Origin of the sequence: Hymenobacter artigasi (genome assembly GCF_012275535.1) — a bacterium.
In the GTDB taxonomy this organism is placed as follows: Bacteria; Bacteroidota; Bacteroidia; order Cytophagales; family Hymenobacteraceae; genus Hymenobacter; species Hymenobacter artigasi.
Map to the genome: position 1 here is coordinate 20,130 of NZ_JAAVTK010000013.1, position 18,570 is coordinate 38,699.

Below are 18,570 nucleotides of genomic sequence, written 5' to 3' on the forward strand. Positions count from 1 at the left end.
GTCGTTGAACGATGGCCGAACAACGCACTCGGCAGTCATCCGGCCATCGTTCAACGACTTCACCACCCCAATTTCCGCTTCGCGGAAATATCCCCTCCTTAAAAAAGGAGGGGAGTTTACGCAACTACCGCTTCGGGCTCCACTTTCGACTTATGTTTCTTAGCCGTAGCGAAATACGAATACATCACCGGTACCACATACAGCGTGAGGCCCGTGGCAAACAGCAGGCCGCCCACTACGCCAATGCCCATAGCCCGGCGGCTGAGCGCGCCCGCACCCGTGGCAATGGCAATGGGCATAATGCCTAGAATGGCGCACAGCGAAGTCATCAGAATGGGGCGGAAACGTGCCGTTGCGCCTTCAATCAGACCCGTCATGTAGTCCACGTTGTGCTTCTCGACGCGCTGGTTAGCGAATTCCACGATGAGAATACCGTTTTTGGTCACCAGGCCAATCAGCATGATGATGCCGATTTGCGAGAACAGGTTCAGTGTTTGGTTGAAATACCACAGGCTGAGCAGCGCGCCGGACAGGGCCAGCGGCACCGTCACCATGATGATAACCGGGTCGCGGAAGCTCTCGAACTGCGCGGCCAGCACCAGGTAAATCAGCACCAGGGCCAGGCCGAAGGCGAAGAGGAGCGAGGAGGAGCTTTCCTCGAAGTCGCGGGAAGTGCCCGCCAGCTCGGTGGTGAAACCATCGTCAAGGTTTTTATCGGCAATGGCGCGCATGGCGGCGATGCCGTCGCCCAGGGTTTTGCCGGGGGCGAGCGAGGCCGAGAACGTGGCCGAGTTGTAGCGGTTGAAACGGTAGAGCTGGGGCGGCGTGCTGCTTTCCTCCAGCCGGATTACGTTGTCGAGCTGCACCAACTCGCCCTTATCATTCTTCACCGACAGCAGGCGCACGTCCAGCGGCTGGTTGCGGTCTTCCCGCGCCACCTGGCCGATAATCTGGTACTGCTTGCTGTCGCGAATGAAGTAGCCATAGCGCTGCCCGCTGAGGCCAGCCTGGAGGGTCTGGGCAATGCTTTGGACGGAAATTCCCAGGCTCTGGGCCTTCTCGCGGTCGATGTTGATGCGCAGCTCGGGCTTGTTGAACTTCAGGTTCACGTCCACGAACTGGAAGGTGGGGTCCTGGCGGGCCAGGTCCAGAAACTTCGGCACCACTTCGCGCAGCTTCTCAAAGTCCTGGGTTTGCACTACGAACTGTACCGGCAGGCCGCCCCCGCCGCCGCCAATGCTCTGGTCCTGCGACACCGAGGTGCGGGCGGCGGGCAGGTTTTTTACGCCTGCGCTCACAGCGTTGGCCACCTGGTCTTGGGTGCCGGTGCGCTGGTCGGCCTCCACCAGAATGATGCGGGCAATGGCCGAGTTCGAGCCCCCGCCAAAACCGGGCGAGGTGACCGTGAACACGCTACTCAGGTTTTTAGCGCCGGCCGAGTCCGCGGCCAGCTTGGTGAGCTGGGAAACGTAGCTGTCCATGTACTCAAACGAGGCCCCTTCCGGGCCGGTCGCGTTCACGTTCACGCGGCTGCGGTCTTCCACCGGGGCTAGCTCCGAAGGGATTATTTTCGTGAAGCCCCAGATGCCGCCGCCCGTTAGCACTATCATCACCCAGGCCAGCCAGCGGTTGCGCAAGAATGAGCGCAGGCTGCCCTGGTAGGCGTTAATCATGCGCTCAAAAAATGGCTCCGTCGTGCGGTAGAACCAGTTGTGGGTTTCCTGCCGCTTCAGCAGCTTGGCGCACATCATGGGGGTGAGGGTGAGCGACACGAAGGCCGAAATCAGCACCGAGCCCGCCACCACAATGCCAAACTCGCGGAACAGCCGCCCCGTGATGCCCGTGAGGAACACCACCGGGAGGAACACCGCCGCCAGCACCACCGTGGTGCTCACCACGGCCACCAGAATTTCCTCGGTGCCTTTAATGGCCGCTTCCTTGGGTTCTTCGCCGTCCTCGATGCGCGAGTAGATATTTTCCAGCACCACAATGGCATCGTCCACCACCAGGCCAATGGCCAGCACGATGGCCAGCAGCGTGAGCACGTTGATGGAGAAGTTGAGCAGGTACATCACGAAGAAAATACCAATCAGCGACACCGGAATGGCCACCACCGGGATGATGGTGGAGCGCCAGTCGCGCAAGAATAAAAAGATGATAACCACCACCAGCACAAAGGCTTCGATGATGGTGTGCTCCACCTCGCTAATGGAGTTGCGGATAAATACCGAATTGTCGATGCCCGCCTGCAGCTTCAAATCCGAGGGCAAATCCTTGCCGTACTGCTTGAGACGCCGGTTGAACTCGTCGGCAATTTCAATCTGGTTGGAGCCCGGCTGGGGCACCACGGCCAGCGCTACGCCCGGCACCCCGTTCACCCGGAAAATGGTCTGGTCGTTTTCCGGGTACAATTCGGCGTAGCCAATGTCGGAAAGGCGCACCAGCGAGATGGCATCCTTGCGGATAATCAGGTTGTTGAAGTCATCCACCGAAGTCAGGCGGCCCATGGTGCGCAGCGTGAGCTGGGTGGCCTCGCCCTGCACCGCGCCGCTGGGCAGCTCCACGTTTTCGCGGGTGAGAGCCTGCTGCACGTCCACCGGCGACACGCGCAGGGCCGCCAGCTTCACCGGGTCCAGCCACAGGCGCATGGAGTATTTGCGCTCGCCGTACACCCGCACTTCCGACACGCCCGGAATGGTCTGCAGGCGCTCCTTGAGGGTGTTGTTGGCATAGTCCGTAAGCTCCAGCAGCGTGCGCTTGTTGGAGTTGAGGTAGGTAATGACGATGGGCTGCGAGTCGGCGTTGGCCTTGCTCACAATGGGCGGGTCGATGTCGCGCGGCAACCGGCCCTGCGCCCCCGAAACCTTGTCGCGCACGTCGTTAGCCGCCGTTTCCAGGTTCGAGTCGAGGTCAAATTCCACCGTAATCTGGGTGCGGCCGTCGCGCGAGTTCGACGTCATGTTCTTGATGCCGGCAATGCCGTTCAGCGCTTCCTCCAATGGCTCCGTCACCTGGCTCTGCATCACGTCAGCCGAGGCCCCGGTGTACGAAGCTGATACCGTAATAATGGGCGGGTCCACGCTCGGATACTCCCGAATGCTGAGGTACCGGAACCCAATCACCCCAAAAATGATGATGACCAGGCTCATCACAATGGCGAGCACCGGCCGGTTGATACTAGTAGTGGAAAGACTCATTTGGTTTTTAGCTATAGCGCGATAAACTCCCCTCCTTACCAAGGAGGGGACGTTGTCGCGTCAGCGACAACTGGGGTGGTTGTGGGCGTTGCACGGTTCGCGGCCGGTTCGCTAGGCTCTTGTTAATTACGCCAACCTAGTGTTCAACGCCCACAACCACCCCCGTTCGAGCCGTTGGCTCGAACATCCCCTCCTTGGTAAGGAGGGGAGTTTGATGTTTAACTACTTAATTACCTTAACCGCATCGCCGGGCTTCACTTGTAGAATGCCGGTGCGAATAATCGTGTCGCCCACCGCAATGCCTTCGGTGATTTGGATAACCTTGTCGGAGCGGATACCGATTTTCACTTTCTGCGGGACCATTTTGCCGCCCTTCACCGTGTACACGTTGTAGCCGCTGGCTTCGGGAATCACGGCTTCGGTGGGCACCTGCAGGGCGCTTTCGCTTTCGCCCAGCTTCAGGTTCACTCGCACGAAGGCGCCAGGGCGCAGCTCGTTGTTGGTGTTGGCAAAGCGGGCGCGCACGGGTTGGGTGCGGCTCACGGGGTCAATCTGCGGGTCGATGGCGTAGACTTTGGAGTCGTAGGTCTTGTTGGTGGTTTCGTCCACCACGCTCACCACATCGCCCACCCGCACGTTGGCGGCAAAGCGACCGGGCACGGCAAAGTCAATCTTCACGGGCCGTACCTTCGAGAGGGTCGTGATTTCGGCTCCCGGGCTCACGTAGGTGCCCACCGTAGCGGTGGTCAGGCCCAGTACCCCGGCAAAGGGGGCCCGCACGTAGGCCTTGGCCAGCGTGGCGCGCAAGCTCTGCAAGTCGGCCTGCGCCGTCAGCAGCGCGTTGTTCGACTGCTCGTATTCCTGGGCGCTGATGTATTCTTTATCGAGAAGGGTGCGCTGGCGCTTTTCCTGGTCGCGGTACAGCTTAATGTTGTACTGCTGCTTCTGGATGGCGGCCTGCGCTTCATCGGCATTAATGCTGAACAGCAGCTGGCCCTTGCTTACCGACTGCCCTTCCTTAATATTAAGGCTGGTGATTTTGCCCGACAGCTCGCTTTTGATGATGACCGACTCCTCAGCCAGCACGGAGCCGGTGGCGGCCACCTGGTCGGTGAGGTTGGTGGCGGCCACCACATATACCTGCACCGGCGTCAGCGCGCCCTTGCCGCCCGGCGCGCCTTTGCCCGCGCTGCCTTTGCCACCGCCTTTTTTGTCGCCGCCCGCGTTGCTGGGGAAATACTTGACTTTGGCCCAGGCGATGCCGCCGATAATCAACGCCGCTATCAACCAGCCCAACCAGCCGCGCTTGCCCGTCGGGGCCGGCTGGGGCGTGGGTTCAGGGGCCAGGGGCGGGGGAGTAGTGGTGGTGGCATCCCAGGTTTTGGGTGGGGTAGCAGTGATGGTTTCCAGTGACATAGTATGCAGGAACGTGCGGCGGTAGGCAGATGTTTGAGGACGGCCAACGGCCATTCGGCCGCCGGGTCGGGCGCGGGCGCAATGCCCGGGCCCCGGCCCGCCCGAAAGGACATAGTGCAAATTTCGGCTAAAAGGTTGCGTGTCTTGCCCGGAAATAGACGTAAGCTGGCATCACCCTGACCGAAACTATCTTCGTCCCGATGAAACCAGCAGCCCCCGCCGCGCCCGAGCCGCGCAATTTTTTTCAGGATGTGCACGAAGTAGTGCGCCTCATTCCGGCCGGCCGCGTGAGCACCTACGGCACCATTGCGCACTACCTCGGGGCGCGCCACGGGGCCCGCACCGTGGGCTACGCCATGATGGCCGCCCACACCGCCGACCAATACGTGCCCGCCCACCGCGTAGTCAACCGCCTGGGCCACCTCACTGGCCGCCTGCACTTTGCCACGCCCACCGCCATGCAGGAAGCCCTGGAAGCCGAAGGCGTGCGCGTAGACATCGACCGCTTACCGGATTTCGATAAGCTGCTCTGGGACCCCGCCGTGGAACTGGCTTAGCGCCGGGCTACTTGCCGGGCTTCTCCAGCGCGTCTACCTCGGCTTCGCCCTGCGTGGCGGGCACCACCTGCCAGGGCGTGAGAGCGGCCCCGGGCCGTAGCTTCACGTAGTTGGCAATGGTGGTGCTGGGCCCCAGCAGCAGCGTAGGGCCATTCGGCGAGTTAAGACTCAGCCGCACGACATCGCCCAGGTGGGGCCAGGTCAGCTCCAGAAAGGTGCCGGGCCGCAGCTGGCCCACTTCGCGGTCGTTGAGCAGTATGGGCTGCGCCGTGGGCGGCCCACCTGGCGGGCGGTATACATAGATGTAGGCCGTATCGGCGTGGGCCGGCTGGCCGTGCGGCGGAAACCGCGCCGTTTGCCCCGTGCGCAGGTCGAGGGCAAACGTAACGGGCTCGCCGGATTCGTCGCTGATATCAATGCGCATCCCGCCATGAACCATGCGGCTGGTGGGGGCACCCGTGGCCTGGCGGTGGGCCGCCGGCAAATCGAGCGGGGCCGCGCCAACAAACGTGTAAAACGCGTCTTGTCGGCCCAACAGCCGGTAGTAGTTGGCCTGCCGCAAGTAGGCCTGCCGGCCGTCCGAAAAGCCCCACACGTCGCGAGCGGCTACCCGGTCGCCGGTGGCGGTGCGCACTTTGGCTTTCAGCTGCACCGTTCCCTGCCAGCCCGATGGCGTGCTGACCACCGAGCGGGAGTAGCCCCGGGCCGTGCGGTTGGTGGTGGCCAGTACCGGGCCATTGGGGTCCAGAATGCTGGCGCGCACGGAGCTCCATCGCACCGTATCGAGAAGCAGCTGGCTGGTGGTGTCGGGTTGGTTGGCCGCGAATTGCGCCGCGGAAAAATAAACGCCGCGTCGGGGAGCAGCGGCCCGCAGCACGGCGGGGCGGGCTGCCGGGGCTGCCGCCAGCGCCTGCGCCAGGGAGCGCGCCGGGCGCTGGGCGGCGGTGGCCAAATCGGCCGCCGTGAGCGAGGCCAGGCATTGCTGCATCAACTGGGCCACATATAGGGCGTGGTCGGAATTGATAGTGATGCCCGGCTTGCTGGAGTGGGCTGCCACGTTGCGCACAAAATGGTAGCCATCGGGCCGGTGGGCGTACACATCAAGGGCCAGCTCCGCACCGGCGATTGGCTTATCGGCGAGTATGCTGGACGTCACCGTTTCGCTCACCAGCAGCTGGCGCACGCAGAGCAGCACGGGCTGGTCGGTGGGCCGGGCGGGCAGCTGCTGCCCAAGCCAGGCCGTGAGCTCCGTTTCCAGGCTTTGCCGGAACAGTACGGGTGCCGGGTTGTCATTCAGGCCCTTGTAGATGGTGCCCATGCTGGCTGGGCGGCCCGGGCGGCCATCCACCACCTGCTCTACCGACACCACGCGGCCGGGCAGGTCCAACAACTGCTTGCTCAGGTCGAGGTAATAAACCTGGGCCAGCGCCGGCCGGCTGCAAAAAATGAAGAACAGCAGGCACAGCTTTGGGCTGAAGCGGACGGGCCGGCCAAAAAATGGAAATCGAAAGGACATGCGGAAAGACACGTAGCGGGAATTGGCCGAGGCAGTAGCACGCAAACCTAGGTAGCAGCCGGGCAATCTGAACCAACGGCCGGGCGGCGATGGCTGGCCCTGGCCAGATTCGGGCCAGCCGCTAATTTCCTTTCTTCATCAAACCTTTACGGCCGGTACACTACTACCGACTCCGGCTAATCTGTATATTTGTTGTCCCGGAATGTGCCGGGGAGTATTTAAATAGGTATGAAGCACTTCGTTACTGCGCTTTTATTCGTTCTGCTTACCCTGCCCGCGCTGGCCCAAACCACGTTTTCCATTCGCGGGCGCGTGCTTGATAAAGTGACCGGCGAAACCCTGCCCGGCGCTACCGTGCAGGTAACCGGCAACGGCAAGAATACCGGGGCCGGCGCCGATGCCGACGGGGGCTACAAGGTGAGCAACCTGCCCGCCGGTACCTACACGGTGCAGGCCAGCTTCATTGGCTACAAAGTGAACACCCAAACGGTCAAAATCTCGACCCAAAGCGTGGTGGCCTCCTTTTCCCTGGCCTCCGACAACGCCAGCCTCGACGAGGTGCAGGTGGTGGCCAGCCAGGCCCAGGAGCGCGAAACGCCCGTGGCTTTCGCGGCCGTGAACGAGGTGAAGCTGCGCGAAACCCTCTCCAACCGCGACCTGCCCATGATTCTCAACGAGACGCCCGGCGTGTACGCCACCCAGGGCGCGGGCGGCGGCACCGGCGACTCCCGCATCAACGTGCGCGGCTTCGACCAGCGCAACGTGGCCGTGCTCATCAACGGCGTGCCCGTGAACGACATGGAGAACGGTCAGGTGTACTGGAGCAACTGGGACCTGGGCGACGTGACCAAGTCGCTGCAGGTGCAGCGGGGCCTCTCGGCCGCCAAGATTACCGTGCCCTCGGTGGGCGGCACCATCAACGTGCTCACCAAGGGCTTCGACGATAAACGCTCGGTGGTGGCCCGCGTGGAAGGCGGCTCGAACAACTACCAGAAATACTCGCTCATGCTCAGCAGCGGCCAGCTGAAGGGCGACTGGGCCGTGACGGCCTACGGCGCCCGCCGCACCCAGGACGGCTGGGTCGACAAAACGTTTGACGATGCCTGGACCTACTTCGGCACCTTGAGCAAGCGCATGGGCAAGCACACCCTCTCCCTCACGGGCATGGGCTCGCCCCAAAGCCACGGCCAGCGCATTCCCTTCGGCGAGCGCATCGGAACGTATTCCAACGAGAAAGCCCGGGAGCTGGGGGCCGCGCTCGGCGCCGACCGGGGCTTCCGGTACAATAAAGGCTGGGGCTACCTGGACCGCTACACGCTGGATGCCAGCGGCAATCGCATCAGCCACGGCCAGGAGGTGGTAAACGAGCGGGTAAACTATTTTTATAAGCCCCAGCTCAACCTCAACCACTTCTGGAACGTGACCGACCGGCTGTTCATTTCTACGGTCCTCTACGCTTCCCAGGGCACGGGTGGCGGCTCGCAGGGTGCGGGCACGTCGAGCACGCTGCCCGTAGACGCGGCGGGCCAGGACGACTTCCAGAAGGTATACGACACCAACTACAAAAACGTGAAGGCCGATGGCCAGCGCCAGTCCACGCAGTTCCTGGCCAACAACGTGAACTCGCACCGCTGGGCCGGCCTGATTTCCGGGTTCGACTACCTGCTCAAGCCCAGCCTCACGCTGTCGGCCGGCGTGGATGCCCGCTACTACTACGGCACGCACTACCGCCAGGTCCGGGACCTGCTGGGCGGCGATTTCGCCCTTGGCTCCGGTAACAGCATCAACCGCAACGCCGATGCCAATACCCGGCTGCGGGTGGGCGACAAATTTGGCTTCTACAACGACAGCAAAACCGGGTGGCTGGGCGGCTATGGCCAGCTCGAATACAAAACGCAGCTCCTCTCGGCGGTGGTAAGCGGTACGGTTTCGCGCATCAGCTACGCGCGCATCGACTACTTCCAGGCCAAGCAGGTGACCTTGGATGGCAAGAACTACGACGTGCCTTTCGGCGCGGCCCCTGTGGTGGTGAACGGCCAGAGCTACACCAATGCCGACGGCCACTACCTCGAAGGCGACCAGGTAAACATCACCGGCTACAGCGTGAAAGCCGGCGCCAACTACAACCTGACTGAGCACGACAACCTGTTTGCCAACGTGGGCTACAACAGCAAGGTGCCGTTCTATCAGTTTGTGTTCAGCAATACCGGTCAGAAGTACAACGACATCCGCAACGAAGGCATTACCTCCCTGGAGCTGGGCTACGGCATCAGCTACCCCAGCCTGAAAGTGACCCTGAACGCCTACTATACCTACTGGACCAACAAAACCAGCAACTCCATCAGCGGCACCGGCGATGCTGCCGTGTACAACAACGTGCGCAACGTGGATGCCCGCCACATGGGCATTGAAATGAGCGTGGCCCAGGAAGTCAGCCGTCGGCTGCAGCTCAACGCCGCCATCAGCCTCGGCGACTGGCGCTGGGCCGGCAACGGCGTGGTAAACCAATTTGACATTAACAACCAGCAGGTGGGTACTCCCGACATGCCCATCTACCTCAAGGACGTGCACGTGGGCGATGCCGCCCAGAACCAGTTTCAGGTGGGAGTGCGCTACGAGCCGTTCAGTAACTTCTACATCCGGTCCTCGTTCCTGCTCTTTACCAAGTACTACGCCGGTTTCGACCCGGTGACCCTCCTCAGCGAAGCCAACCGCACCGATACCTACCGCGTGCCCACCTCGCGCAACCTCGACGTACACTTAGGCTACGACCTGCCCAAGCGCCTGTTCGGCGACAAAGTGCGCCTGGGCATCAAAGGCTCCATGCTCAACGTACTCAACGAGTTCTACATCACCGATGTACCGGCCAGCACCTCGGCCACCAACCCGTCGCTGTTGCAGGGCTTCTTCAACCGCGGCCGCACCTTCACCGTTGGCCTCTCGGCCACGCTGTAGCGGTAAAATGGTAAATGGGTAAATGAGTAAGGTGGCTGGTTGGTATGCGCAAAACGCTACCGGCCAGCCACCTTACTCATTTACCCATTTGCTTATTTGCCATTCTACCGGCTGCCTGCGGCAGCAGCGGCCAGCACGGCGCTGCGCATTTCCTCGGGCGAGGTGTTTTTGACGAGGTAGCTGTGTGCGCCTTCGGCCAGTACGGTGCTCACCAGCGAAGGGTCGTCGTGCATGGAAATGATGACCACGCGCACGGCCGGGAACTGGGTGCGCAGTAGGCGGGTAGTTTGCAGGCCGTCGAGAATGGGCATTTGCATGTCCATTAGAATTACGTTGGGGTTGCTGCCCTGGTCCAGGAGCTCAAGCAGCTCCTGGCCATTGCCGGCCTCGCACACCACTTCAATGCCCGCGTAGCCGCTGAGCAGCGCCCGCAAACCTTTGCGGAACAGAATGTGGTCGTCGACAATGGCCAGGCGCACGGGAGTAGCACCGGCCGGGGAAGCGGAGATGGCAGTCATGAGTTAAGGGAGAAAGAAGGGTTGGGCGTGCCCGCCGGCAGAAGCGTGACGGGCAGTACGGCCTCGACGCGGGTACCCACGCCGGGCTCAGAATGATAGTGCAGCTGGCCGCCCAGCACCGCCACGCGGCTGCGCAGGTTGATGAGGCCCATGCCCACGGGCTGGCCGTGCGGGCCGGGGGGCGGCAGCTCTTCCAGGGCGGCCAGGTCGAAGCCCTGGCCGTTGTCGGAGTAGGTGAGGGTGAGCAGGCCCGGCACGGTGGCCACGTGCAGCACAATGTGCGCCGCCTCGGCGTGCAGCAAGCCGTTGGTGAGCAGCTCCTGGGCAATGCGGTACACCATTAGCTCGTGCGGCGGAATGAGCCGGCCCAGCGGGCCTTCCTGCTCCAGGCGCACGTTGGGGCCATTGTCGGTGGGCACGGCCTGCACCAGCGCCCGCAGCGCCTGGGCCAGGCCCAGCTGCTGAAGCGTGGCCGGCTGCAGGTTGCGCGAAATGCGGCGCACCTCGGCCACGGCCTGGTCAATGAGGGCGCTGGCCTCGGGCGAGGGCTGGCTGCCGGGCGCGTACAGGTGCAGCTTGGCCAGGGCCAGAATGGTGCCCACGCCATCGTGCAGCTCGGCGGCAATGCGCTGGCGCTCGTCTTCCTGGGCCACCAGCGCGGCGGCCAGGGCCTGCTGCTGCGCGGCTTCCTGCATCTGGGCCAGCTGCTGCTGCTGGCGCAGCTGCCCCCGTTGGTACCGTACCACAAACCACACCAGCCCAAGCACCAGCAAGAGCAATGTAGGAGTGAGGAGTAGCAACGGTAAAAGGTTTGTCACGTGAGGGCACCCGGCAGAGAAGCGCGAAAAAAAGAAGAAAGGAGAGCCTCCTGTTAAGTCAGTCAACAGGAAGCAGGAGCGTAGCGCAGGACAGAACGTTCAGGTTACAGCTCAGATTAGAAACAACGGATGGGCGGGCACCAGCAGGCAGTTCCCACGCGCTGCCTCGGGCCGGGTAAACTCAGGATGCCACCAGCCGACCCCTGGCGGCGGCAACCGCTGCCGGGGCCGGCACATCGGGCTTGGCCCGCAGAAAAGCCAGCGTAAGAAAGTAATTAAACGCCAGGCCACCAATTGAAAAAGAGAGGGATGAAATATTGTTGAATATATCTCCCTTAAACAACGTTACAAATTCAACGCTAAAAGCTGAAACAGTAGTGGCTGAATAAATAAGCTGCCCCACGCTCAAAAGCCAGATGGGGTCGTGGGTGAATTTATACGCGACGCCCCGATTGAGCCCTTGCTCCAGATACGCCAACGCAAAACCGGCCAGCACTGCACACTGCACCACCCGGCTCACCGTTACGGTGCGTGGGGTGTCCAGGGCAAAAGATGCCGCCACGATGCCGAGCGCTACCAGCGTGGCTATCGCCAGCACCCGGCGGATGCGTGGCCCCGTGAGCACCAGCCGATACATCGCCGCGAATAACAGCACCTTAGTGACGTTGAACCCGATTAGAAAAAAGAGGTTATTGTGCAGGTAAATGCCTGATAGCCTGGCGCTCAGGGCAAAAAAGGCGGACAGGTACACATACCAGCTTAGCATTTTCACGGCGGGCGAAAAATGTTGCTGTCGCCACCACACCACCACCATCGGCACCAGAATGCTGAACTGCATGAACGTTATCAGCCACCCCAAACAAGAATGAAATTGCGCTAAGCTCATGATATTCGGCAGCCGGTGAAGAAAGAAAAGCGAAATTAGCTATTGAGAATGTTAGGCTGGCTGCAACTGGTTGGGCAAGGGCAGGCTTCATCGGCCACAATGCGGTTTGGGCCCAGCTGGTCGTTTTCGTTGGCATCGGCTCCCACAGCTATCAGCTGCGGCACGTTGCCATCGGAACCGTAGTAAAACCGAATGCCCTGGCAAGCCTCCTGGTTGAGGAGGTCCAGCAGAATATCGCGGCCGAAAAAATGCCCCATGATTTCTCCTGGATGGGCTTCACGAAAGCTTTTAGTCCATTCCCCTGCTTTGGTGGGGTCAATTGCGCGGCCTTCGCCTCCATTAAATGCCATCAGGTATTGTTAAAAAAAATTGAAAAAAAAGAAGTTTGTATTGGATTGAGGTATCAAATATAGCGGTATGGCTGATGAATGACACCCGGGGCTGAAAATAATTACCAGCCCCGGCCAGGGCCACCGGGCAGGTGGTCGTGCTCATCGTCGTCGTCGCTGTCTTCTTCGTCGGCTTCGGGGTCGGTGAGGGCGCCGGTTTCTTCCGCTTCGTCCAGCGTGTCAAATACCCGGTCGAGAGAGGCTTCGGCGTGGCGCAACTTGTAGCGGCACAGGCGGATAAGCTCGGCCGAGCGCTCCACGCGCGTGGTCAGGTCGTCAACGTCCACAGCATCGGTTTCCAGGGCGCGGAGTATGGTTTCAAGCTCCTCAATGGCTTCGCGGTAAGTCATGTATTTCAGTTATCGGTTGTCAATAAACGGTTGGCAGCAGGCGGTAGCTCAGGTGCCGGATTTGTGAGGTGATGGGGTGCCGGATGCTTTGCCCACCACCGATGGCGCACTGGCAGGTACCAACCGGCAGAGGCGCAGCTCGGCGCGGTGAAGCTGGCGCTCTACGGCCAGCTGCAGCTGGTAGCGCTGGCGCAGCAGGGCCTCGCGCCGCCGCTGGTGGTGCCGGCCAAAGCGCCGCAGCAGCACCCGGCCGCGCTGGCGCAGGCCGCGCTGCTCGCGGGCCAGCGTGCGGCGGGCGGCGCGGGGCAGCTGGTGCCGGAAGCGCCCGAGGCCCACGGCCAGCTGCCGGAGCTGCTCGCGCGGGGCCAGGGTGGCCTGGTGGGCGCGGGCGCGCAGGGCCTCGCGGGCGGCATCGAGCTGGCGGTGGGCGGCGTAGCGGCTGCGGCCGCTAAGCTGGTCGAGGCGGGCGTGGCCCTGGCTGAGCTGGCGGCGGGCCACGGCCACCACCTGCTCGCCCAGGCCCAGCACGGCCGCTTCGAGGCGGGCCAGGCGCTCGACCAGGAAGGCGGCCACGGCGGTGGGCGTTTTTAGGGCGCGGTGGGCGGTGAGGTCCACTAGGGCTTCGTCGCGCTCGTGGCCAATGCCCGTGAGCACCGGCAGCGGAAACGCCCCCACGGCCGCCGCCAGGCCATATTCATCAAAGGCCAGCAAATCGGTGCGGCTGCCTCCGCCCCGGATGAGCACCACGGCATCGAACTGCCCGCGCCGGGCCCGCACGCCGTCGAGCGCCGCCCGAATGCTGGCCGGCGAGTCGTCGCCCTGCATAATGGCCGGGAACAGCGTGAGGGCAAAGTCGTAGGGCGCTTCCTGCAATTGCTGCACAAAATCCTGAAAGCCGGCCGCCGTGGGCGAGGAGATGACGGCCAGCCGCTGCGGGGCCAGCGGCAGCATAAGCTGCTTCTGGCGCTCCAGCAGGCCTTTTTCTTCCAGCAGGCGCAGGGTTTTGAGGCGCAGCAGGGCCAGCTCGCCCACGGTGTAGCTCGGGTCGATGGCCACCACGTCGAGGCTCAGGCCATACTGCTCGTGAAAGCGCACCTGCACGCGCAGTAGCAGCTTGAGGCCGGTGCGCAGCGGCTGGCCGGTGGCCCGCTCAAATGTGGGGGCCAGCTGCTGGTAGCGCTGGCTCCAGAGCGTGGCCCGGGCCTGGGCCTTGAGGGGCGTGCCCCGGCCGTCGATGGTTTGCTCGGTGAGGGTGAGGTAGCAGTGCGCGCCGGTAAAGCGGGGCAGGGTGAGGTCGGAAACTTCGGCCACCACCCAGTAGGAGTCGGCCAGCTGCTGCTGGAGGGCCAGGCGCACATAGCCCAGCAGCTCGGCCAGGCCCAGGGGGGCGGGGGCGGGCGGGGGTGCTGGTTCGGAACGGCGGTTGTAGAGCGGCATGGGCGCAAGTTACGGGTGGCAGGCGCAGCCGGAAAGCAGGGGCATGCCTGCGAGTAGGCATTACCAGACCGGTAAAATCAGATGCTAAACTAAATGATGAAATGATTGTACCTTTCCCCGCTTTAAACCAAGTACAATTTGCTTTTTACTGGCATGACGACATCTATACTGACCCGGCGGCTGGCGTTGGCCGCATTGGGATTCATTGGCTGCGCGTGGGCCACCCCCGCGCTGGCCCAAACCGCGGGTACTGGCTTCGATATGGCCAACCTGGACCCCACGGCGAGCCCCTGCGATAATTTTTTCCAGTACGCCTCGGGCGGCTGGCTGAAAAGCAACCCCATTCCCGCCACCGATGGCTACTGGGGCAGCTTCGATGTGCTGGCCGAGCACAACTACGCCACCATGCGCTCCATTCTGGAAGAATCAGCCCGCAAAGCTCCTACGGCTGCCAAAGGCACCAACGCGCAGAAAGTGGGCGACTTCTACGCCTCGGCCATGGACTCGGCGGCCATCAATGCGGCGGGCCTGAAGTACCTCCGGCCCCACCTGGCGCGCATCGATGCCGTGACGGACCTGGCTGGGATGCAGCTCCTGCTGGCCGACCCCAACCTGGCGCTGGGCGGCGCGTGGTTCAGCAGCGGGGTGGGGCAGGACGATAAGAACAGCGCGAAATATGCGGTGCAGTTCTATCAGGGCGGCCTCACCCTGCCCAACCGCGACTACTACACCAACCAGGATGCCCAATCCAAGCGCATCCGGGCGGCATACCAGACATATCTGGTCAACGTGTTCAAGATGCTGGGCGAGCCCCAGGCCACGGCCACGGCGCACGCGGCGGCCGTGCAGCGCATCGAAATGCGCCTGGCCAACGCCAGCAAGCGCCCCGAGGACCTGCGCGACCCCGTTGCCAACTACCATAAGCTAACCGTGGCCCAGGCCACCGCCCAGTTCCCCAACCTCAACCTGCCGCTGCTGCTCAAAACCGAAGGTCTGGGCGCGGCCACGGACGTTATTGTGGGCCAGCCGGCATTCTTCAAGGAGCTGAGCGCCATGCTGAAGGCCGAGCCGATGGCCGACCAGAAAGCCTACGTGCGCTGGCACCTGGTGAATAGCCTGATGGATGCGCTGCCCGCCGCCTACGGCCAGGAGCAGTTCGCGTTTCAGCAAGTGCTGAGCGGCGCTAAAATCCGCCGGCCCCGCTGGAAACGCATGATGCTTAGCACCGACGGAGCCCTGGGTGAGGCTTTCGGCCAGCTGTATGTTGACCGGGCCTTCTCGCCTGAAGCTAAGGCCCGGGCCAAGCAAATGATTGAAAACCTGCGCGTGGCCTACGGCGAGCGCATTCAGGCGACCGACTGGATGAGCGCGGCCACCAAAACGGAGGCCCTGAAAAAGCTGAATGCTTTCGCCGTCAAAATTGGCTACCCCGATAAATGGAAGGATTACTCGGCTCTCACCATCGGCCGCGAGTCCTACCTCAACAACCTGCTGGCGGCCCGGGTGTGGGAGAACAAGTACAACCTGCGGAAATTTGGCAAGCCGGTAGACCGCGGCGAGTGGCTGATGACGCCGCCCACGGTGAATGCCTACTATATGTCGAGCATGAACGACATTACGTTTCCGGCCGGCATCCTGCAGCCCCCCTTCTACGACCCCAAGGCCGACGACGCGGTGAACTACGGCGGCATCGGCGCGGTCATCGGTCACGAAATGACCCACGGCTTCGACGACCAGGGCCGCCAGTACGACGCCCAGGGCAACCTGCGCGACTGGTGGACCAAGGAGGACGGCGAACGGTTCAACGCCCGCGCCGCCGTGGTAGGCAAGCAGTTCGATGCCTTCACACCCCTCGATTCGGTGCACGTGAACGGCAAGCTGACCATGGGCGAGAACCTCGCCGACCTCGGCGGCCTCACCATTGCCTACGCCGCTTTTGAGAAAACCCCGCAGGCCAAAGGCCACGCCAAAATCGACGGCTTCACGCCCGAGCAGCGGTTTTTCCTGGGTTGGGCCCAGGTGTGGCACAGCAGTGCGCGCCCCGAAACCGTGCGGCAGCTCATCCAGGTCGACCCGCACGCGCCCGACCAGTTCCGCACCATCGGCCCGCTGCAAAACATGCCCGAGTTTTACCAGGCCTTCGGCTGCCAGGACGGCAACAAGATGATGCGCGCCCAGGCCGACCGAGCCAAAATATGGTAGCATCACTGCTTATACCAAGGCCGGGATTAATAAGGGCTCGCTGCCGTCCGGCCATAAATCTTTTGGTGTAGCGGTTGCTTACCGCTGCATTGGTGCAACGGCTGGTACCCGCGCGTGTCCCTAACTTCACGGCATCATTTTCTAACCCAATTCCCACTACATACATGATTTCAACTTCTCTTGCGCGGCGGCTAAGTCTGGCCGTGCTCGGTTTGAGCAGCCTGTCGGCCACTGTTGCGGCAGCACAGGCCACCACGTCCCAGAAGGGCGTTGGTATCACCATTGCCAACATCGACCCGTCGGTGAAGCCCTGCGAGGACTTCTTCCACTACGCTTCGGGCAACTGGCTGAAAAGCAACCCGATTCCGGCGGCGGAGTCGCGCTGGGGCTCGTTCAACGAGCTGGCCGACCACAACAACGCCACGCTGCGCGCCATCCTGAACGATGCCGCTAAGAATGCGCCCAAAGCGGCCAAAGGCTCGAACGCCCAGAAAGTGGGCGACTTCTACGCCTCGGCCATGGACTCGGCCGCCATCGAAGCAGCGGGCCTGAAATACCTGCAGCCCCACCTGAACCGCATTGCGGCCATCAAGGATTTGGGCGAGATGCAGCGCTTCCTCGCCGACCCCAAAGCCCATACCGGCAGCGTGTGGTACGGCATGGGCGTGGGGCAGGACGACAAAATCAGCACCCAGTACGCGGTGCAGTTCGGCCAGGGCGGCCTTTCGCTGCCCGACCGCGACTACTACCTGAAGGACGACGCCCGCTCGAAAGCCATTCGCACGGCCTACGATACGTATCTCGTGAACACCTTCAAGATGCTCGGCGACAACGAGGCCACGGCCAAGGCCAACGCCGCTACCGTGCAGCGCATCGAAACGCGCCTGGCCAAAGCCAGCAAGGCCCGCGTAGACCTGCGCGACCCCTACGCCAACTACAACAAGATGACGCTGGCCGAGGCCGACGCCGCTTATCCCAACCTGGCCCTGCCACTCACGCTGAAAGAAGAAGGCCTGGGCGCGGCCAAAGAGGTTATCATCGGCCAGCCCGACTTCCTCAAAGAAGTGAGCGCCATGCTCAAGGACGAGCCCATTGCCGACCAGAAGCAGTACCTGCGTTTCCACCTGGTGACCAGCGTGGTACCGGCATTGCCCAAGGCTTTCGGCGATGAAAGCTTCAAGTTCTCGCAGGTGCTGAGCGGCGCCAAAAAGCAGCAGCCCCGCTGGAAGCGCATGCTGGGCTCGACGGACCGCGCCCTGGGCGAGGCGTTCGGCCAGCTGTACGTGGACAAGGCTTTCTCGCCCGCCGCCAAGGCCCGCGCCAAGCAGATGATTGAGAACCTGCGCACGGCCTACGGCGAGCGCATCAAGGCCACCGACTGGATGAGCGCCGCCACCAAAACGGAGGCCCTGAAAAAGCTCAATGCCTTCACGGTAAAAATCGGCTACCCCGACAAGTGGAAGGACTATTCGGCCCTCACCATCGGCCGCGAGTCGTACCTGAACAACATTCTGGCTGCGCGTGAGTGGGCCAGTAAGGACGAAATCAGCCACTTCGGCAAGCCGATTGACCGCAACGAGTGGGGCATGACGCCGCCCACGGTGAACGCCTACTACAACCCGCCGATGAATGAGATTGTGTTCCCGGCCGGCATTCTGCAGCCCCCGTTCTACGACCCCAAGGCCGATGACGCGGTGAACTACGGCGGCATTGGCGCCGTGATTGGCCACGAAATGACCCACGGCTTCGACGACCAGGGCCGGCAGTACAACTCCGAAGGCAACCTGAAAGACTGGTGGACCAAGGAGGATGCCGACAAGTTCAACGCCAAAGCCGCTATCGTGGGCAAGCAGTACGACGCCTTCGCGCCCCTCGACTCGGTGCATGTGAACGGCAAGCTGACCATGGGCGAGAACCTCGCCGACCTCGGCGGCCTCACCATTGCCTACCAGGCGTTTGAGAAAACCCCGCAGGCCAAAGCCCAGGCAAAAATCGACGGCTTCACGCCCGAGCAGCGCTTCTTCCTGGCTTACGCCCAAATCTGGCGCACCAACGCCCGGCCCGAGTACCTGCGCCAGCAGGTGCAGGTCGACCCGCACTCGCCGGCGCAGTTCCGTACCAACGGCCCGCTGATGAACATGCCGGAGTTCTACAAAGCCTTCGGCTGCCAGGACGGCAACAAGATGATGCGCGCCTCGGCCGACCGGTCTAAAATCTGGTAAGTCAGGCAACGTAGCACAATAAGGAAAGGAAGAATGGAGGAGCGGCCTGAATTGTCACTCTTGCATTCTTCCTTTTTGTTTGTTGAGCATTTAGCCGATGGCAAGCG

At 62.5% G+C, this 18,570-nt stretch carries 13 protein-coding genes; 4 read left to right on the top strand and 9 right to left on the bottom strand.

Features of this window, described 5'->3' with window-relative positions:
- Positions 1-116: 116 nt before the first annotated feature.
- Together HBN54_RS17950 and HBN54_RS17955 are read right to left on the bottom strand one after the other, a co-directional pair.
- Entirely contained in the window at positions 117-3,197 is a 3,081-nt protein-coding gene (locus tag HBN54_RS17950; RefSeq protein WP_168674610.1) for an efflux RND transporter permease subunit, read from the bottom strand.
- A gap of 222 nt (positions 3,198-3,419) precedes the next feature.
- A complete protein-coding gene (locus HBN54_RS17955) occupies positions 3,420-4,613 on the bottom strand; it encodes an efflux RND transporter periplasmic adaptor subunit (protein WP_168674611.1) in 1,194 nt (397 codons plus the stop codon).
- A gap of 200 nt (positions 4,614-4,813) precedes the next feature.
- On the opposite strand from HBN54_RS17955, the gene HBN54_RS17960 reads away from it, so the two are divergent.
- Positions 4,814-5,170 carry an MGMT family protein gene (locus HBN54_RS17960; RefSeq protein ID WP_168674612.1) on the top strand — a complete coding sequence of 119 codons (357 nt, stop codon included), beginning with the start codon at positions 4,814-4,816 and terminating at the stop codon, positions 5,168-5,170.
- Between the two features lie 7 nt (positions 5,171-5,177).
- Here HBN54_RS17960 and HBN54_RS17965 read toward each other — a convergent pair whose 3' ends face one another.
- Positions 5,178-6,686, bottom strand: coding sequence for a hypothetical protein (locus tag HBN54_RS17965; RefSeq protein WP_168674613.1), 1,509 nt, complete (start codon positions 6,684-6,686; stop codon positions 5,178-5,180).
- 228 nt (positions 6,687-6,914) lie between these two features.
- On the opposite strand from HBN54_RS17965, the gene HBN54_RS17970 reads away from it, so the two are divergent.
- A complete protein-coding gene (locus tag HBN54_RS17970) occupies positions 6,915-9,641 on the top strand; it encodes a TonB-dependent receptor (RefSeq protein WP_168674614.1) in 2,727 nt (908 codons plus the stop codon).
- A gap of 104 nt (positions 9,642-9,745) precedes the next feature.
- Here the strand turns inward: HBN54_RS17970 and HBN54_RS17975 are convergent, their stop codons facing one another.
- The 6 genes from HBN54_RS17975 to xseA all read right to left on the bottom strand — a co-directional run bounded on the left by HBN54_RS17975 (position 9,746) and on the right by xseA (position 14,039).
- The gene (locus tag HBN54_RS17975) at positions 9,746-10,159 is read right to left on the bottom strand and encodes a response regulator (protein WP_168674615.1); all 414 of its coding nucleotides are present in this window, start codon (positions 10,157-10,159) and stop codon (positions 9,746-9,748) included.
- Positions 10,156-10,977, bottom strand: coding sequence for a sensor histidine kinase (locus HBN54_RS17980; protein ID WP_168674616.1), 822 nt, complete (start codon positions 10,975-10,977; stop codon positions 10,156-10,158). Before HBN54_RS17980 ends, HBN54_RS17975 begins: the two co-directional genes overlap by 4 nt.
- A 181-nt stretch (positions 10,978-11,158) precedes the next feature.
- A complete protein-coding gene (locus HBN54_RS17985; RefSeq protein WP_168674617.1) occupies positions 11,159-11,863 on the bottom strand; it encodes a hypothetical protein in 705 nt (234 codons plus the stop codon).
- Between the two features lie 35 nt (positions 11,864-11,898).
- Positions 11,899-12,120, bottom strand: coding sequence for a hypothetical protein (locus tag HBN54_RS17990; RefSeq protein ID WP_168674618.1), 222 nt, complete (start codon positions 12,118-12,120; stop codon positions 11,899-11,901).
- 194 nt (positions 12,121-12,314) lie between these two features.
- Positions 12,315-12,602 (bottom strand): exodeoxyribonuclease VII small subunit, encoded by a 288-nt coding sequence (xseB, locus tag HBN54_RS17995; protein ID WP_168674619.1) that lies wholly within the window; start codon positions 12,600-12,602, stop codon positions 12,315-12,317.
- 48 nt (positions 12,603-12,650) lie between these two features.
- Positions 12,651-14,039 carry an exodeoxyribonuclease VII large subunit gene (gene xseA / locus HBN54_RS18000; protein WP_168674620.1) on the bottom strand — a complete coding sequence of 463 codons (1,389 nt, stop codon included), beginning with the start codon at positions 14,037-14,039 and terminating at the stop codon, positions 12,651-12,653.
- 153 nt (positions 14,040-14,192) lie between these two features.
- On the opposite strand from xseA, the gene HBN54_RS18005 reads away from it, so the two are divergent.
- Positions 14,193-16,241, top strand: coding sequence for a M13 family metallopeptidase (locus HBN54_RS18005; RefSeq protein ID WP_168674621.1), 2,049 nt, complete (start codon positions 14,193-14,195; stop codon positions 16,239-16,241).
- A gap of 164 nt (positions 16,242-16,405) precedes the next feature.
- Complete coding sequence (locus HBN54_RS18010) at positions 16,406-18,463, top strand: M13 family metallopeptidase (protein ID WP_168674622.1); 2,058 nt, start codon at positions 16,406-16,408, stop codon at positions 18,461-18,463.
- Positions 18,464-18,570 lie beyond the last annotated feature (107 nt).